Annotated in this window: 15 protein-coding genes; 9 read left to right on the top strand and 6 right to left on the bottom strand. The window is 75.0% G+C overall.

Going from position 1 to position 13,956, the window contains the following annotated elements; genetic code table 11:
• Positions 1 to 87 precede the first annotated feature (87 nt).
• Positions 88 to 1,173: an ArsA-related P-loop ATPase gene (locus tag ACIO9K_RS04520; RefSeq protein WP_363623044.1), complete on the bottom strand. Its 1,086-nt coding sequence runs from the start codon at positions 1,171 to 1,173 to the stop codon at positions 88 to 90.
• 208 nt (positions 1,174 to 1,381) lie between these two features.
• Between ACIO9K_RS04520 and ACIO9K_RS04515 the strand changes: the two genes are divergently transcribed.
• From ACIO9K_RS04515 to ACIO9K_RS04495, 5 genes are all read left to right on the top strand, one after another.
• Positions 1,382 to 1,540: a DUF4177 domain-containing protein gene (locus tag ACIO9K_RS04515; protein ID WP_363623046.1), complete on the top strand. Its 159-nt coding sequence runs from the start codon at positions 1,382 to 1,384 to the stop codon at positions 1,538 to 1,540.
• Positions 1,537 to 2,004 carry a RidA family protein gene (locus ACIO9K_RS04510; RefSeq protein ID WP_063348662.1) on the top strand — a complete coding sequence of 156 codons (468 nt, stop codon included), beginning with the start codon at positions 1,537 to 1,539 and terminating at the stop codon, positions 2,002 to 2,004. The genes ACIO9K_RS04515 and ACIO9K_RS04510 overlap by 4 nt, the downstream gene beginning before the upstream one ends.
• Positions 2,005 to 2,068: 64 nt before the next feature.
• Complete coding sequence (locus tag ACIO9K_RS04505) at positions 2,069 to 2,935, top strand: NUDIX hydrolase (RefSeq protein ID WP_400327055.1); 867 nt, start codon at positions 2,069 to 2,071, stop codon at positions 2,933 to 2,935.
• 87 nt (positions 2,936 to 3,022) lie between these two features.
• Positions 3,023 to 3,196, top strand: a complete 174-nt coding sequence (locus tag ACIO9K_RS04500; protein WP_400327053.1) for a hypothetical protein — start codon at positions 3,023 to 3,025, stop codon at positions 3,194 to 3,196.
• Entirely contained in the window at positions 3,193 to 4,026 is an 834-nt protein-coding gene (locus ACIO9K_RS04495) for an MBL fold metallo-hydrolase (protein WP_363623052.1), read from the top strand. Before ACIO9K_RS04500 ends, ACIO9K_RS04495 begins: the two co-directional genes overlap by 4 nt.
• Before the next feature lie 181 nt (positions 4,027 to 4,207).
• On the opposite strand, the gene ACIO9K_RS04490 is transcribed toward ACIO9K_RS04495, so the two are convergent.
• Positions 4,208 to 4,882, bottom strand: a complete 675-nt coding sequence (locus tag ACIO9K_RS04490; RefSeq protein ID WP_030240972.1) for a Crp/Fnr family transcriptional regulator — start codon at positions 4,880 to 4,882, stop codon at positions 4,208 to 4,210.
• Between the two features lie 152 nt (positions 4,883 to 5,034).
• On the bottom strand, positions 5,035 to 6,066 hold the full coding sequence (locus ACIO9K_RS04485) for a winged helix-turn-helix domain-containing protein (RefSeq protein ID WP_363623053.1): 1,032 nt from the start codon (positions 6,064 to 6,066) through the stop codon (positions 5,035 to 5,037).
• A 120-nt stretch (positions 6,067 to 6,186) separates the two neighbouring features.
• Here ACIO9K_RS04485 and ACIO9K_RS04480 point away from each other — a divergent pair, with 120 nt between their 5' ends.
• Positions 6,187 to 7,038 (top strand): isocitrate lyase/phosphoenolpyruvate mutase family protein, encoded by an 852-nt coding sequence (locus tag ACIO9K_RS04480; protein WP_400327050.1) that lies wholly within the window; start codon positions 6,187 to 6,189, stop codon positions 7,036 to 7,038.
• A gap of 119 nt (positions 7,039 to 7,157) precedes the next feature.
• Here the strand turns inward: ACIO9K_RS04480 and ACIO9K_RS04475 are convergent, their stop codons facing one another.
• The 3 genes from ACIO9K_RS04475 to ACIO9K_RS04465 all read right to left on the bottom strand — a co-directional run bounded on the left by ACIO9K_RS04475 (position 7,158) and on the right by ACIO9K_RS04465 (position 10,900).
• Entirely contained in the window at positions 7,158 to 7,775 is a 618-nt protein-coding gene (locus tag ACIO9K_RS04475) for an RraA family protein (RefSeq protein WP_363623057.1), read from the bottom strand.
• Between the two features lie 189 nt (positions 7,776 to 7,964).
• Complete coding sequence (locus tag ACIO9K_RS04470) at positions 7,965 to 9,368, bottom strand: glutamate-cysteine ligase family protein (RefSeq protein WP_400327048.1); 1,404 nt, start codon at positions 9,366 to 9,368, stop codon at positions 7,965 to 7,967.
• Positions 9,365 to 10,900: an FAD-dependent oxidoreductase gene (locus ACIO9K_RS04465; protein WP_363623060.1), complete on the bottom strand. Its 1,536-nt coding sequence runs from the start codon at positions 10,898 to 10,900 to the stop codon at positions 9,365 to 9,367. Before ACIO9K_RS04465 ends, ACIO9K_RS04470 begins: the two co-directional genes overlap by 4 nt.
• 147 nt (positions 10,901 to 11,047) lie before the next feature.
• Here ACIO9K_RS04465 and nth point away from each other — a divergent pair, with 147 nt between their 5' ends.
• From nth to ACIO9K_RS04450, 3 genes are read left to right on the top strand one after another with little or no spacing between them, the layout of a single operon-like run.
• A complete protein-coding gene (gene nth, locus ACIO9K_RS04460; RefSeq protein ID WP_363579685.1) occupies positions 11,048 to 11,923 on the top strand; it encodes an endonuclease III in 876 nt (291 codons plus the stop codon).
• Positions 11,920 to 12,687 carry a CoA pyrophosphatase gene (locus tag ACIO9K_RS04455; protein ID WP_363579684.1) on the top strand — a complete coding sequence of 256 codons (768 nt, stop codon included), beginning with the start codon at positions 11,920 to 11,922 and terminating at the stop codon, positions 12,685 to 12,687. Before nth ends, ACIO9K_RS04455 begins: the two co-directional genes overlap by 4 nt.
• A gap of 46 nt (positions 12,688 to 12,733) precedes the next feature.
• Positions 12,734 to 13,918 (top strand): MarP family serine protease, encoded by a 1,185-nt coding sequence (locus tag ACIO9K_RS04450; RefSeq protein WP_363579683.1) that lies wholly within the window; start codon positions 12,734 to 12,736, stop codon positions 13,916 to 13,918.
• Positions 13,919 to 13,956: the final 38 nt, after the last annotated feature.

Genomic DNA, 13,956 nt, shown 5'->3' with positions numbered 1-13,956 from the left:
CGCCGTCGCCGACCCCGCCGCTGCTACCGCCGCCGTGGGCCCGGCCGGCCCCGCCGTTCCCGCTGGTTCCGTTGGTTCCGTTGGTGGTCACGCCGCCCCCTGCCGCTTCAGTTGGCCCGCCAGCTGGTACAGCCCGCCGAGGTCCACGCCCTCGCCCAGCAGTGGCAGTTCGTACGTGGGGAGCCGCAGCTGCTGGAGGTCGGCGCGCTGCTCGCGCTCCAGCTCGACCCGCTCGGCGTGCTCCCTGGCCTGCTCCAGCAGCGGGTCGAGCAGCGGCTCCACCGCCGCCCGGACCGTCTCCGGCTTGCGCGAGCGCCCGCCGAGCCCGGCCTCGCCGAGGGCCAGGGCGACCTCCTCGCGGTGGTCCCCGTCCACCGCGGCCACCGCCGCGGCGTCCAGCACCGGCGGCCGGACCATGTTGACCATCACCCCGCCCACCGGGAGCCTGGCCTCGCGCAGCTCGGCGAAGCCGTCGACCGTCTCCTGCACCGGCATCTCCTCCAGCAGGGTGACCAGGTGCACCGCGGTCTCCGGCGACTTCAGCACCCGCATCACGGCCTGCGCCTGGGTGTGTATCGGCCCGATCCGGGCCAGCCCGGCGACCTCGGCATTCACGTTCAGGAACCGGGTGAGCCGCCCGGTCGGCGGCGCGTCCATCACGACCGCGTCGTAGCGGCGGCGGCCGTCCGGGCCCTTGCGCCGGGCCGCCTCGCAGGCCTTGCCGGTGAGCAGGACGTCCCGGACGCCGGGCGCGATGGTGGTCGCGAAGTCGACGAAGCCGACCTTCTGCAGCGCCTTGCCGGCCCGGCCGAGCTTGTAGAACATCTCCAGGTACTCGAGCAGCGCCTGCTCGGGGTCGATGGCCAGCGCGAGCACCTCGCCGCCGCCGCCTCCGCCGCCCCCGTCGTCGGGGGGCAGGCCCAGCTGGGCGCGGGAGACCGCGGCGATCCGGCGCTCCTCGTACGGGAGGGCGGCGATGCCGAACAGCTCGGCGATGCCCTGGCGCCCCTCGACCTCGATCAGCAGCACCCGGCCGCCGTCGGCGGCGAGCGCCAGCGCCAGCGCGGCGGCCAGCGTGGTCTTCCCGGTGCCGCCCTTGCCGCTGACCACGTGCAGCCGGACGCCCTCCCAGTCGGGGTCGCGCCGGGCCGCCTGGCCGGGGGTGCGTGCCACGCTCCGTCTCCGTCCGTCTCGTGGGCCGGGGCCGCTCCGTCGGCCGGCCCGAACTACCGGTGCCCTCTCGCGAGGGTAACCAGGGAGCGCGCCGGATGCCCGGAGCACCAGGGGGGCCGGGCCTGAATCATGCCCCCTTTGTGGGCCACCTCACACGCCGGTCCGTGGGCGGCGCCGATCGCGGTGGCCGCTCGTCTAGAGTCTGGCCATGACCAAGTGGGAATACATGACGGCGCCTCTGCTCGTGCACGCCACCAAGCAGATCCTGGACAACTTCGGCGCGGACGGCTGGGAGCTCGTCCAGGTCGTGCCGGGCCCGAACCCGGAGCAGCTGGTGGCCTACTTCAAGCGGGAGAAGAACGCATGAGCAAGGTCGAGGCCAAGCTCGCCGACCTGGGGCTGACCCTGCCGCCGGTGGCCGCTCCGGTCGCCGCGTACGTGCCGGCCCTGCGCTCGGGCGAGTTCGTGTTCACCTCCGGCCAGCTGCCGGTCGTCGGTGGCAAGCTGCCGAGCACCGGCAAGGTCGGCGCGGAGGTCTCCCCGGAGGAGGCCAAGGAGCTCGCGCAGACCTGCGCGCTGAACGCGCTGGCCGCGATCAAGTCGGTGATCGGTGATCTGGACCAGATCGAGCGGGTCGTGAAGGTGGTCGGCTTCGTCGCCTCCGCCCCCGACTTCACCGGTCAGCCGGGCGTGATCAACGGTGCCAGCGAGCTGCTGGGCAAGGTGCTGGGCGAGGCCGGGGTGCACGCCCGCAGTGCGGTCGGCGTCGCGGTGCTGCCGCTGGACGCCCCGGTCGAGGTCGAGCTCCAGGTGCGCGTCAAGAACAGCTGAGCGTGATCGCGAAAGGCGGGGTTGGGCCTGTCCAACCCCGCCTTCGTGCGCTTAGCATCCGGGCATGGACCATCGAGCGACGACGCTCCCGATGCCGCCCGGTTGGCCCGCCCGGATCCGGGCGGTCGACTCCGGCGTGCTGACCCCGCCGGTGCCCAGGCTGGCCGCGACGGTCGTGCTGCTGCGCGACGCGGCCGCCGGGCCGCAGGCGTACCTGCTGCGCCGGCGCACCTCGATGGCCTTCGCGGCCGGCATGTACGCCTACCCGGGCGGCGGGGTGGATCCGCGCGACGCCGAGGTGGAGACGGGCTGGGCCGGACCGGCGCCCGAGGAGTGGGCGCGACGGCTCGGGGTGGACGCCCGGACGGCGCGGGCGGTGGTCTGCGCGGCCGTCCGCGAGACCTTCGAGGAAGCCGGCGTCCTGCTGGCCGGCCCGGACGCGGACAGCGTCGCCGCGCCGCGCGACTGGAGCGCCGAGCGGGCGGCGCTGGAGGCGCACGAGCTGTCCTTCGCCGAGTTCCTCCGCGACCATGCTCTGGTGCTGCGCAGCGACCTGCTGGGCGGCTGGGCCCGCTGGGTCACCCCGGAGTTCGAGGAGCGCCGCTACGACACGTGGTTCTTCGTCGCGGTGCTGCCGGCCGGGCAGAGCGCGGCCCTGGAGGTCGGCGAGGCCGACCGGGTGGCCTGGCTGACGCCCGCCGAGGCCGTTCTCGGCTACCGGGAGGGCCGGTTCGGGATGCTGCCGCCGACCGTGACGGTGCTGCGCGAGCTGGCGCCGGTGCGCACCGCCGCGGAGGCGCTGGCCGCGGCCGCCGGGCGGTCGCTGGAGCCGGTGCTGGGCCGGGCCGAGGTCCGGGGCGACCGGATGACGGTCCGCTGGCCCGGGTACGACGAACTGACCATCGACGGGGACTTCCCCGAGGACGCCTGACCGCCCGGCGCCGCCCTCGTCGGCACTGTCGCCGCCGACGCCGCCGACGCCGCCGAACAGACTCGAAACAGAGAGGACCGACGCCCGATGACCCACAACGCCGTGGCTCGCCGGACGGCACCCGAGCTGCCCGCCCGCCGCCTGATCCCCCGTACCCCGGCCTGCGAGAGTCCGGTCCCGTTCGTCGAGACGGCCCAGCGGCCGCTCGTCCGGGTCCTGCCGCTCAGGGCCCTGCACCGGCCCGGCGGGGACAACCGGTGAGCGGGCTCCTGCCGGGCGACCCGGCCGCCACCATCGACGGCGAGGCCACGGCCCGGGCGCTGTGCGTGCTGGCGCCCAACCCGTCGCCGATGACGCTGGACGGCACCAACACCTGGCTGCTCTCCGAGCCCGGCTCGGACCTCGCCGTGGTGGTCGACCCCGGCCCGCTGCACGAGGGCCACCTGCGCCGGGTGGTCGACCTCGCGGAAGAGCAGGGCAAACGCGTCGCGCTGACCCTGCTCACCCACGGCCACGCCGACCACTCCGAGGGCGCGGCCCGCTTCGCCGAACTCACCGGCACCGAGGTGCGCGCGCTGGACCCGGCGCACCGGCTGGGCTCCGAGGGCCTGGTCAACGGCCAGCGGCTGGACGTCGGCGGCCTCGACCTGCGGGTGGTCGCCACCCCCGGCCACACCTCGGACTCGCTGACCTTCCACCTGCCCGCCGACGGCGCGATCCTCACCGGCGACACCGTCCTCGGCCGCGGCACCACGATGGTCGCCCACCCCGACGGCCGGCTCGGCGACTACCTGGACTCGCTGCGCCACCTGCACACGATGGCCTCCGCGCACGGTGTGCGGACGGTGCTGCCCGGCCACGGTCCGGCGCTCGCGGACGCGCTCGGCGCCGTCGACTACTACCTCGCCCACCGGGCCAACCGGCTCGCCCAGGTGGAGACCGCGGTCGAGGCCGGCTGCCGGACCGCGGACGAGGTGGTGGCCCGGGTCTACGCCGACGTCGACCGGGCGCTCTGGCCGGCCGCCGAGCTCTCGGTCCGGGCGCAGTTGGAGTACCTGGAGGAGCACGGGCTGATCCCGGGCCTCGACTGATCCCGTCGCGCGCGGGGCGGGCAACGGAACACGAAGGGGAACGCCGAAGGGGAACGCCGAAGGGGAACGCCGAAGGGGAACGCCGAAGGGGAACGCCGAAGGGGAACGCCGAAGGGCCCGTCCGCTCGGACGGGCCCTTCGGCGTTTACGGCGTGAAGGCGTGAAGACGTGCGCGCCGAGGTCAGCGCGAGCGGCGCGACAGCCGCTCGACGTCCATCAGCACCACCGCGCGCGCCTCCAGCTTCAGCCAGCCGCGGCCGGCGAAGTCGGCGAGCGCCTTGTTGACCGTCTCGCGGGAGGCGCCGACCAGCTGGGCCAGCTCCTCCTGGGTGAGGTCGTGGGCGACGTGGATGCCCTCCTCGGACTGCACGCCGAACCGGCGGGAGAGGTCCAGCAGGGCCTTGGCGACGCGGCCGGGCACGTCGGAGAAGACCAGGTCGGACATCACGTCGTTGGTCCGGCGCAGGCGGCGGGCGATGGCCCGCAGCAGCGCGATGGAGACCTCGGGGCGGGCGTGCAGCCAGGGCTGCAGGTCGCCGTGGCCCAGGCCGAGCAGCTTGACCTCGGTCAGCGCGCTGGCGGTCGCGGTGCGCGGGCCCGGGTCGAACAGCGACAGCTCGCCGATCATCTCGCTGGGGCCGAGGACGGCGAGCATGTTCTCGCGTCCGTCCGGCGAGGCGCGGTGCAGCTTGACCTTGCCCTCGGCGACGACGTACAGCCGGTCGCCCGGGTCGCCCTCGTGGAACAGCGACTCACCACGGGCGAGGGTCACCTCGGTCATGGAAGCGCGCAGCTCGCCGGCCTGTTCGTCGTCGAGTGCCGCGAAGAGTGCGGCGCGCCGCAGAACGTCGTCCACGTGCTTCCTCCTTCTCGGCCGTTCGGCGGGTGGGCCGTCCGGCGCAAGTTCCGTACCGTGCTCTGCATCACCAAGCATGGCGCATGTCGCTCCGATCATATGAGGAGGGGGTGTGCCGAGGTGTGCGGTGCGGGGCCATTCGTACCGGCGGGTCACCGGGTGGGGCGTCGCGGGGGCGGCACCGGGTCGAACGCGTCATCGGACGGTTCGAACAGTGAATCGCCCACCGCCGTACGGGCGTAGAGGACGCTGTGACCGGCCCGGTGGGCGCTGGTCAGGCCCGCCGCGCGCAGGGCGGTCAGGTGCTGCGATACGCCGGCGGCGGACAGACCGGTGCGGCGGGCCAGCTCGGTGGTCGAGGCCGGGGAGTCCAACTCGGCCAGCAGCCGGGCCCGGGACCGGCCCAGGACGGCGGCCAGCGCGTCCGGGCGCCCGTTCGGGCGCGGCTCCCACAGGGTGGCCGCGCCGCGCGCCGGGTAGCTCAGCTGCGGCGGGTCCGGCGGCAGCACCCGGGTCAGCACCCGCGGCCAGGCGAAGGCGGACGGCAGGAGCAGCAGCCCGGCCCCGGCGCTCAGCCGGGCGACCGCGCAGTGCCGCCGCTCCAGGCGCAGCGCCGCGCCGTCCCAGCGGACCGTCTCGTGCAGGTCGTCCAGCATCCGCGCGGTGCCGTGCTCGGCGGCCTGCCGGGAGCGGTGGAACACGTCCGCCTCCAGCAGGGCGCGGATCCGGGCCCAGTACGGGGCGAGCGCGAGCTGCCAGTACGCCTCGATCTCGGCGGTGAGCCGGGGCAGCTGCGCCGCCGGGTCGCGGTACAGCGGCTCCAGGACGGGCGGCAGGCGGCCGCCGGCCTCGGCGGCGAGGATGTCCAGGTCGGCGCGGACCTGCCCGGCGCCGGTGGTGGCGATCGCGGCCAGTTCGTCGGCGAGGGCGGGGGAGAAGCCCGCCGGTGCGGGGTTGAGGAAGTCGGGCAGGTGGCCGACGGCCGGGACCATGACGGCCAGCCGGCCGCGGTCGAGTCCGGTGGCGGCCAGCCGGTCGCGGACCTGGTCGGCCCAGCGGCGGTGCAGCGCGGGGACGGGGGAGTGGGCGAGGGCGCGGAGGCTGGTCACCACCTCCTGCAGGGGGGAGAGGGCGAAGCGGGTCAGCGCCAGGTCGTTCGCGGAGAAGTGCAGTGCCGTCCGCATGCCGGGCCCCTCCCAGAAGATTCGGGCCCAGCTTAATCAGTGGTGACCCGCCCGGGCCGGGCCGCACGATGCGGGGGAACCGAGGCAGCACCCGACGGCACGGAAGAACGGTGACCCCGCATGTCCACTCCCCCTCAGGCCCCCACCCCCACCCCCACCCCCACGCCGCGCGAGCGGGCGCTTCGGCTGCGGGAGCTCGTCGTGGACGGCCCGCTCGTCCTGCCCAACGCCTGGGACGCGGGCAGCGCCGCCGTCATCGCCTCGGCCGGCGCCCCGGCGATCGCCACCACCAGCGGCGGCGTCTCCTGGTCGCTCGGCCACGGCGACGGCCACCGGCTGGACCGGGCGCAGGCCGTCGAGGCGGCCCGCCGGATCGTCGCGGCCGTGGACGTGCCGGTCACCGTCGACGCCGAGGGCGGCTACGGGCCGACGCCCGCCGACGTGGCCGCGACCGTGGCGGCACTGGTCGGGGCGGGTGCCGTCGGCGTCAACCTGGAGGACTCGACGGCCGTCGGCGGCCCGCTGTTCCCGGTGGCCGAGCAGGCCGACCGGCTGCGGGCGGCCCGGACGGCGGCGGCCGCGGCCGGGCTGCCCGAGCTGGTGGTCAACGCCCGCACCGACGTCCTCCTGTTCGGGCTGGGCGGTCTCGACGACGTGTTGGCCCGGGCCGAGGCCTACGCCGAGGCGGGCGCCGACGGTCTGTTCGTCCCCGGGCTGCTGGACCTCGACGCCCTCGCCGGGCTGTGCGAGCGCTCCCCGCTGCCGGTGAACGCCATGGCCGTCGCGGGCGGGCCGACCGTCGCCGAACTCGCCGCCACGGGGGTGCGGCGTGTCAGCGTCGGCACCGGGCTCGCCCAGCTCGCGTACACCGCGGCGCGCCGCGCGGCCGCCGAACTGCTCGGCGCCGGGACGCTGGCGGAGCTGGACGGCGCGCTCGGCTTCGGCGAGCTGAACGGGCTGTACCGGGGCTGACCGCGGGCCCGCCGGGGGCACGGCCGCTCGGCCCCGTTCACCCGGCCCGTTCACCAGGCCCGTTCACCAGGCCCGTTCACCCGGCCCGTTCACCCGGGCCGGGCTCGCCGGGCAGGGGGTCAGCCGGTGAAGCCCAGCTCGCCGAGGGTCTTCTCGATCCGGGTGCGGTGCGCCGCCTCCCAGTCGTCCAGCGTCTCGGCGGCCTCCTTGGCCAGCTTGGCGCGGGCCGCCTCCAGGGCCTCGGCACGTCGGTCGGCGGGCACCACCACGACCCCCTCCTCGTCGGCCACCACGATGTCACCGGCCGCCACCAGCACGCCGCCGCAGCGCACCCGGGCGCCGTGCGTGCCGAGCTCCCGCTTGGCCCCCGGGATCGGGATCACGCCGCGGGCGAAGACCGGGAAGCCCAGCTCCCGCACCTCGCCCAGATCCCGGATCAGGCCGTCGGCGACGAACGCCACGACGCCCCGGCGCTGCGCGACGGCGCACACGTTGCCGCCGGCCAGCGCGTAGTCCAGGTCTCCCGACTCGACGACGATCACGGCGCCCGGCTCGGCCCGGTGGATCGCCGCGTGCAGCATCAGGTTGTCGCCGGGCGGGCACTGCACGGTGAACGCCGGGCCGGCCACCCGCGGCGCCCCCGCCCACAGCGGACGGATGCCGATGTCCATGACCTGGGCGCGCCCGAGCACGTCGGCCAGGGTGGTGGTGGGGATGTCCTTGAAGTCCTGGTCCATGCTTCCTCGTTCTTCGGTGGGCAGGCGGCGGCCGGCCGCCGCCGGTCACGCTAACCCGCGACGGTTCGGGCGAGGAAGGCCCTTCGGCCGGAGAACTGCACCGGCTCGGGCGGGGTGGGCTGCGTCGCCGCGCACCCGTGCACCCGCGCACCCGGGCGGCCGTGCCGGGCGGCCGTGTCGGACGGGGGCTCAGACGCGGAAGGCCGCGACGTAGCGGCGGGGGTCGCGGCGGAGGTCGGTGTCCCAGCGGGCCGTGCACTGTTCCGCGAAGGTCTGCCCGGTGCGCAGCACCTCGTCGAGCGGGTCGAGGTAGTCCAGCACCTTCGGCTGTTCCAGGCCGGCGCGGACCCGGTCCCGCAGGCCTGCCCGGGCGAGCCGGACGAGTTCCGCCGCGAGTTCGCGGACCCGGTCGCCGCCGAGCAGGGTGTCCAGGCCGTCGGCGGGGAGCCGGGCCTTCGCCGCGCGGTGCTCCGCCACGCCGTGGTGGCGCAGCAGTTCCCAGGCCGCCGTCCGCGACGGGGGGTGGTAGGCGAGCCCCGCCCACAGCGCCGGTACGGCCGGGATGTGCGGGTACGGCGGGCCGTCCCCGGCCCGCAGTTCCAGGGTCCGGCGGACTCTGACGTCCGTCCAGATCTGCGACATGTGGGAGACCCAGTGGTCGAAGGTCGGCATGGTGCCGTCGTCGAAGCCCTGCCGCAGGATCTCGGCGAACGGCCGGTCGGGGGCGAGCCGGTACCGTCCGTCCGGGTCGCGGTAGTAGATCATCGGGATCCCCAGCGCCCAGTCGATGACGTCGTCGGCGGTCACGTCGGGCCGCAGCGCGGGCGGCAGGACGCCGCAGCGGCGCGGGTCCATCCGCAGCCAGTTCTGCGACCTGTGCGAGAGCAGCCCGTTCGATCGGCCGCCCTGGAGCGGCGAGTTGACGAGGAGTGCGGCGACCACCGGGGACGCGGCGGTCAGCATCCGCAGCTTCTGGGTGAAGTCCTCGTCGGACAGGTAGTCCAGGTGCACCTGGGTGGACAGCGACATCGACATGATCTTCGGGGCCCCGCTGCCGGCCTCGCCGATCCGGTCGAAGAAGTCGCGCATGACGGCACCGCGGAGCATCGGCACCCAGGAGACGGTGTCGAGCCGGTCGAAGGGGAGGTTGCCGCCGGGCAGGAGGGCCAGGCCGAAGCGCCCGACGAGTTCCGCGAGGCGCTCCATCGTGGCCCGCATGTCGTCCACGGCCGTGGCCAGGTCGGCGGCCGGGGCGGAGGAGTACTCGACCTGGCCGCCGTGTTCGAGCGTGATCTGGGCGGTGTCCGTCAGGTCCACGCCGGTCAGCCGACCGTTGTCGCGCCGGTCCGTGCCGCCCCATTCGGCGAGGACGGCCTCCAGGACGGCCCGGACGCCGTTCCTCCCCTCGTAGGGGGCGGCCAGCCCGGTCTCCGGGTCGACGATGCCGTTCTCGATCTCCAGCCCGATCCGCTCGGTCGCGGACGCCGCCGGGGCGAGCAGCGGTCCGAGGTCGTCGCGGCGCAGCGCCGCTCCCGTCGCCGGGCCGCCGCTCTGCTCGCCGGGTCGGCGCCGGGGCGCCGGTGCCGCGCTCACCCGGCCCGCAGCCGGGCGGTGTCGTCGGCGTGCTGCCCCCGGTCGATCACCTGGCCGACCACGGCCAGGGCCGACTGGGCGGCGCCCTGCATCCAGGCGTGCGCTCCGGACAGGTGCTCTCCGGCGAAGAAGATCCTCGGGTCGTCGGTCGGGTGCGGGGCGCCGAGCCCGGTCAGGTACCGGGTGTGCTCGCCGGGCGCGAGGTGGGCGAAGGCGCCGCCGCCCATGCCGACCTGGTCGTCCCAGTTCCAGTGCACGATGTCGTCCGCGTCGCGGAGGATGCCGGGGTGCAGCCGTTCCAGGCACTTCAGGACCAGCAGGTCGCGGTCGGCCGGCGGCAGGGTGGTGAAGCGGCGGGCGTTGGCCCCCCACAGGTAGGCGCCGACGAGCACCGCGGGCTCGTGGGAGCGCTGCGGGTCCCGGGCGGCCCAGCGCCTGCCGACGGTGCTCCCGTTGGTCCGGCCGTCGACGGGCCGGGCGTTGTCCGACGGGTACCAGCACTGCTGGATCGGCATGTCGGTGAAGCTGCCGCCGCCGAAGATCCGGTCGTCCAGTTCCCAGCCGCGCCGCTTGGTGTGGACGAGCGTCTTCGTGCTGCTGGCGTAGCTGATGCCGCGGATCGCGTGGCGCTGGTGGTGGGGCAGGCCGGGCCGGAAGCTGATCTGGTCGAGGGCGGGGACGGGGACGCAGCAGACGACGAAGTCGACGTCCTCGGTGATCGTGCCGCCGAGGCGCCGCCCGTGCACCCGGACGCCCCGGCGGGTCAGCGAGAGTTCGTCGATCTGGGTGGACAGCTGGAGGGTCCTCGGCCGCAGCCGGCGCACGAACGCGTGCACCAGGCGGTCGGTGCCGTCGACCAGTTCCACCTGGCCCGCGTGGAACAGGCCGAAGTAGTCGACGAGGACCTCCAGCAGGGAGGACTGCTCGTAGTGGACCAGGCCGCTGGCGTGGCCGAGGAGGTCCCAGGCGTCCTGTGACAGGTGCTCGTGGACGTACTGCCACAGCGACACCGAGACGAGCCGGTCGAGCGCCGGGTCGTCCCAGTGGCCGTCCAGCACCCGCCGGCGCTGGTCGGGGGTGAGCGTCTCCCAGGCGGCCGTCAGCAGCCGGTCCAGGATCCGCACCGGGTCCTGCTTCTCGGCGGCGCGCAGCGCGTACGCCGGGTGCAGCGCGTGCACCTCCTGGACGCGGGCGCGACGGCCGCGCAGGTGGTAGTAGGCGTCCGGGTTGAAGTTGACGAACGGCCTGGTCCGCAGGCCGAACTGGGACACGTAGTGGAGGACGCAGTGGTGGTTCCCGGGGATGCGCATGGCGCCCAGGTCGGCGTGCGTGCCGTCCCAGAAGCGGTGCGTGCGCACCCGTCCGCCGGGTTGGTTCGACCGCTCGTACAGGACGATGCCGAAGCCCCTGCGCTGGAGCTCGTAGGCGGCGACGAGGCCCGCCACCCCGGCCCCGATCACCGCGACGCGTCCGGTGGCGCCGGTCACCGGGCGCAGCAGGCTGCTGGGAAAGGCGAAGCTCTCGTCGAACATGGGCACCTCGCGTCGTCGTAGCCCTCAGCCTGGGGCAGCCCGCCGTCGCGAGCCACCAGACCGCGCCCATCCGAAGGTCGGCCCGCGGCTCCCGCGGGCTCCGGTGATCCGCTGCCCGCCGTCGGCCGTTCGGCGTAGCCTTCGTGCATGGCAGAGAGCAAGGTCCGGGCGGCGGCGGCACCGAAGGCGAAGGCCGTGCCGGGGGTGAAGCCGGGGAAGCCGGAGTCGCACCTGGCGATGGTGCGGCGGGCGCGGCGGATCAACCGCGAGTTGACGGAGCTGTACCCGTACGCGCATCCGGAGCTGGACTTCGAGAACCCGTTCCAGCTGCTGGTGGCGACCGTGCTGTCGGCGCAGACGACTGACCTGCGGGTGAACCAGACGACGCCGGCGCTGTTCGCGAAGTACCCGACGCCGGAGGACATGGCGGCCGCGAACCCGGAGGAGCTGGAGGAGGTCATCCGCCCGACCGGGTTCTTCCGGAACAAGGCGAAGTCGCTGATCGGCCTCTCGATCGCCCTGCGCGACGACTTCGGCGGCGAGGTCCCGGGGCGCCTGGACGACCTGGTGACGCTGCCGGGCGTGGGCCGCAAGACCGCCAACGTGGTCCTCGGCAACGCCTTCGGGGTGCCCGGGATCACCGTGGACACGCATTTCGGGCGGCTGGCCCGGCGGTTCGGCTGGACGGCGGAGGAGGACCCGGTGAAGGTCGAGGCGGCCGTCGCCGAGATCTTCCCGAAGTCGGAGTGGACGATGCTGTCGCACCGGGTGGTCTTCCACGGCCGCCGGATCTGCCACTCCCGCAAGCCCGCCTGCGGCGCCTGCCCGGTCGCGCCGCTCTGCCCGTCGTACGGGGAGGGCGAGACCGACCCGGAGAAGGCGCGCAAGCTGCTCAAGTACGAGCTGGGCGGGCAGCCCGGGCAGCGGCTGAGGCCGCCGGGGGACTTCCCGGGGGAGGCCGCCGCCCGGGCCGACGCCGCCGAGCACCAGGGGCGGATCGCGGACCTGGCGGTGGGCGAGTGACCCGCGAGGCACGGCGGACTCCGGAGCCGTCGGCGGTGCGGGTGGTCGAGGCGGACGGCCTGCCGGCCTGGCTGGAGCCGGTGCGGGAGGCGGCCGAGCGGGTGCTGCCGGAGCAGCTGAGCCGCTTCCTGCCGCCGGTGGAGGGCGGCCGGGCGGCGGCGGTGCTGATGCTGTTCGGCGAGGGCCCGGACGGGCCGGACCTGCTGCTGATCGAGCGGGCCCGCTCGCTGCGCTCGCACGCCGGGCAGCCGTCCTTCCCGGGCGGCGCGCTGGATCCGGAGGACGGTGACCCGGACGGCCCGGGCCCGGTCGCGGCGGCGCTGCGCGAGGCCTGGGAGGAGACCGGGCTGGACCCGGCCGGGGTGCAGGTGTTCGCGGTGCTGCCGGCGCTGTACATCCCGGTCAGCCGGTTCGTGGTGACGCCGGTGCTGGGCTGGTGGCGCGAGGAGTCGCCGGTGCGGCCGGTGGACCAGGGCGAGACCGGCGCGGTGTTCCGGGTGCCGGTCGCCGATCTGGCCGACCCGGCGAACCGGGTGCGGCTGCGCCACCCGTCCGGGCACGTGGGGCCGGCCTTCGCGGTGGCCGGGCGGCTGGTCTGGGGGTTCACGGCCGGGGTGATCGACCGGGTGCTGCACCACGGCGGGCTGGAGCTGCCCTGGGACCCGTCCCGGATCGTCGACCTCTCGGACGAGGCGCTGGCCCTGGTGCAGGGCGATCTCGACCACTCCCGGGCGCTGCCCGGCGGCGACGCCGGTCCCACGTGAGGGGCCGTCTGCACGGCCGGGCCGCGGGCCGTGGGAGGGTGTCCGGGTGAACGTCCTGGATGTGCTGCTGATCGCCGCTGCCGTGGCATTCGCCGTGTCGGGCTACCGGCAGGGCTTCGTCGTGGGTGTCCTGTCCCTGGTCGGCTTCCTGGGCGGCGGCCTGCTGGCCGTCCAACTGCTGCCGCTGCTGCTCGACCACCTCAGCCCGGGTACGACGGCCTCGGTGGTGGCCGTGGTGGTGGTGATCGTGTGCGCCGCGATCGGCCAGGCGGTCACCGCGCACTTCGGCTGGAAGCTCCGGGGCCACATCGGCCGCCGTCCGGCGCGGGTGCTGGACGCGACCGGCGGCGCGGCCGTGAACGTGGTCTCGATGCTGCTGGTGGCCTGGCTGATCGGCTCGGCGCTGGCCGGGGCGTCGCTGCCGACGGTGTCCAAGCAGGTCCGCTCCTCGGCGATCCTCGGCGGCGTGCAGAACGCGCTGCCCGACGACGCGCCGAACTGGTTCTCGGACTTCTCCAAGGTGCTGGCCCGCAACGGCTTCCCGCAGGTCTTCAACCCCTTCGAGCACGAGCCGATCACCCAGGTCGACACCCCCGACCCGGCGCTGGCCGGCAGCCCGGCGGTGGCGCGGGCCAAGCAGAGCCTGGTCAAGGTGGTGGGCACCGCCACCTCCTGCAGCAAGACCCTGGAGGGCAGCGGTTTCGTCTTCGCCCCGCACCGGGTGATGACCAACGCCCACGTGGTCGGCGGGGTCGACGAGCCGACCGTGCAGATCGGCGGGGTCGGCCAGCTGTACGACGCGACGGTGGTCCGCTACGACTGGCAGCGCGACATCGCCGTCCTGGACGTCCCCAAGCTGAACGCGCCCCCGCTGTCGTTCGCGGGCGAGGCGAAGACCAACGACAGCGCGATCGTGGCGGGCTTCCCGGAGAACGGCGCCTTCAACGTCCAGCCGGCCCGTATCCGCGGCCGGATCCAGGCCAACGGCCCGGACATCTACCACCGCGGCCAGGTGGTCCGCGACGTCTACTCGGTCCGCTCGCTGGTCCGCCAGGGCAACAGCGGCGGCCCGCTGCTCACTCCGGACGGCCAGGTCTACGGCGTGGTGTTCGCCAAGTCGCTGGACAGCGCCGACACCGGGTACGTGCTGACCGCGGCCGAGGTGCGGGAGGACGCGGAGAAGGGCGGCACCGCGAGCACCCGGGTGGACACCCAGGGCTGCGCGCTCTGACCGGGCCCCGGGGCGGTCCGACGCGCCGGATCCGACGA

It is taken from the genome of Kitasatospora sp. NPDC087271 (genome assembly GCF_044744605.1).
Taxonomy (GTDB): Bacteria; Actinomycetota; Actinomycetes; order Streptomycetales; family Streptomycetaceae; genus Kitasatospora.
Note: the sequence above shows the minus strand (reverse complement) of the source record. Positions and strands in the feature narration are given on the sequence as shown.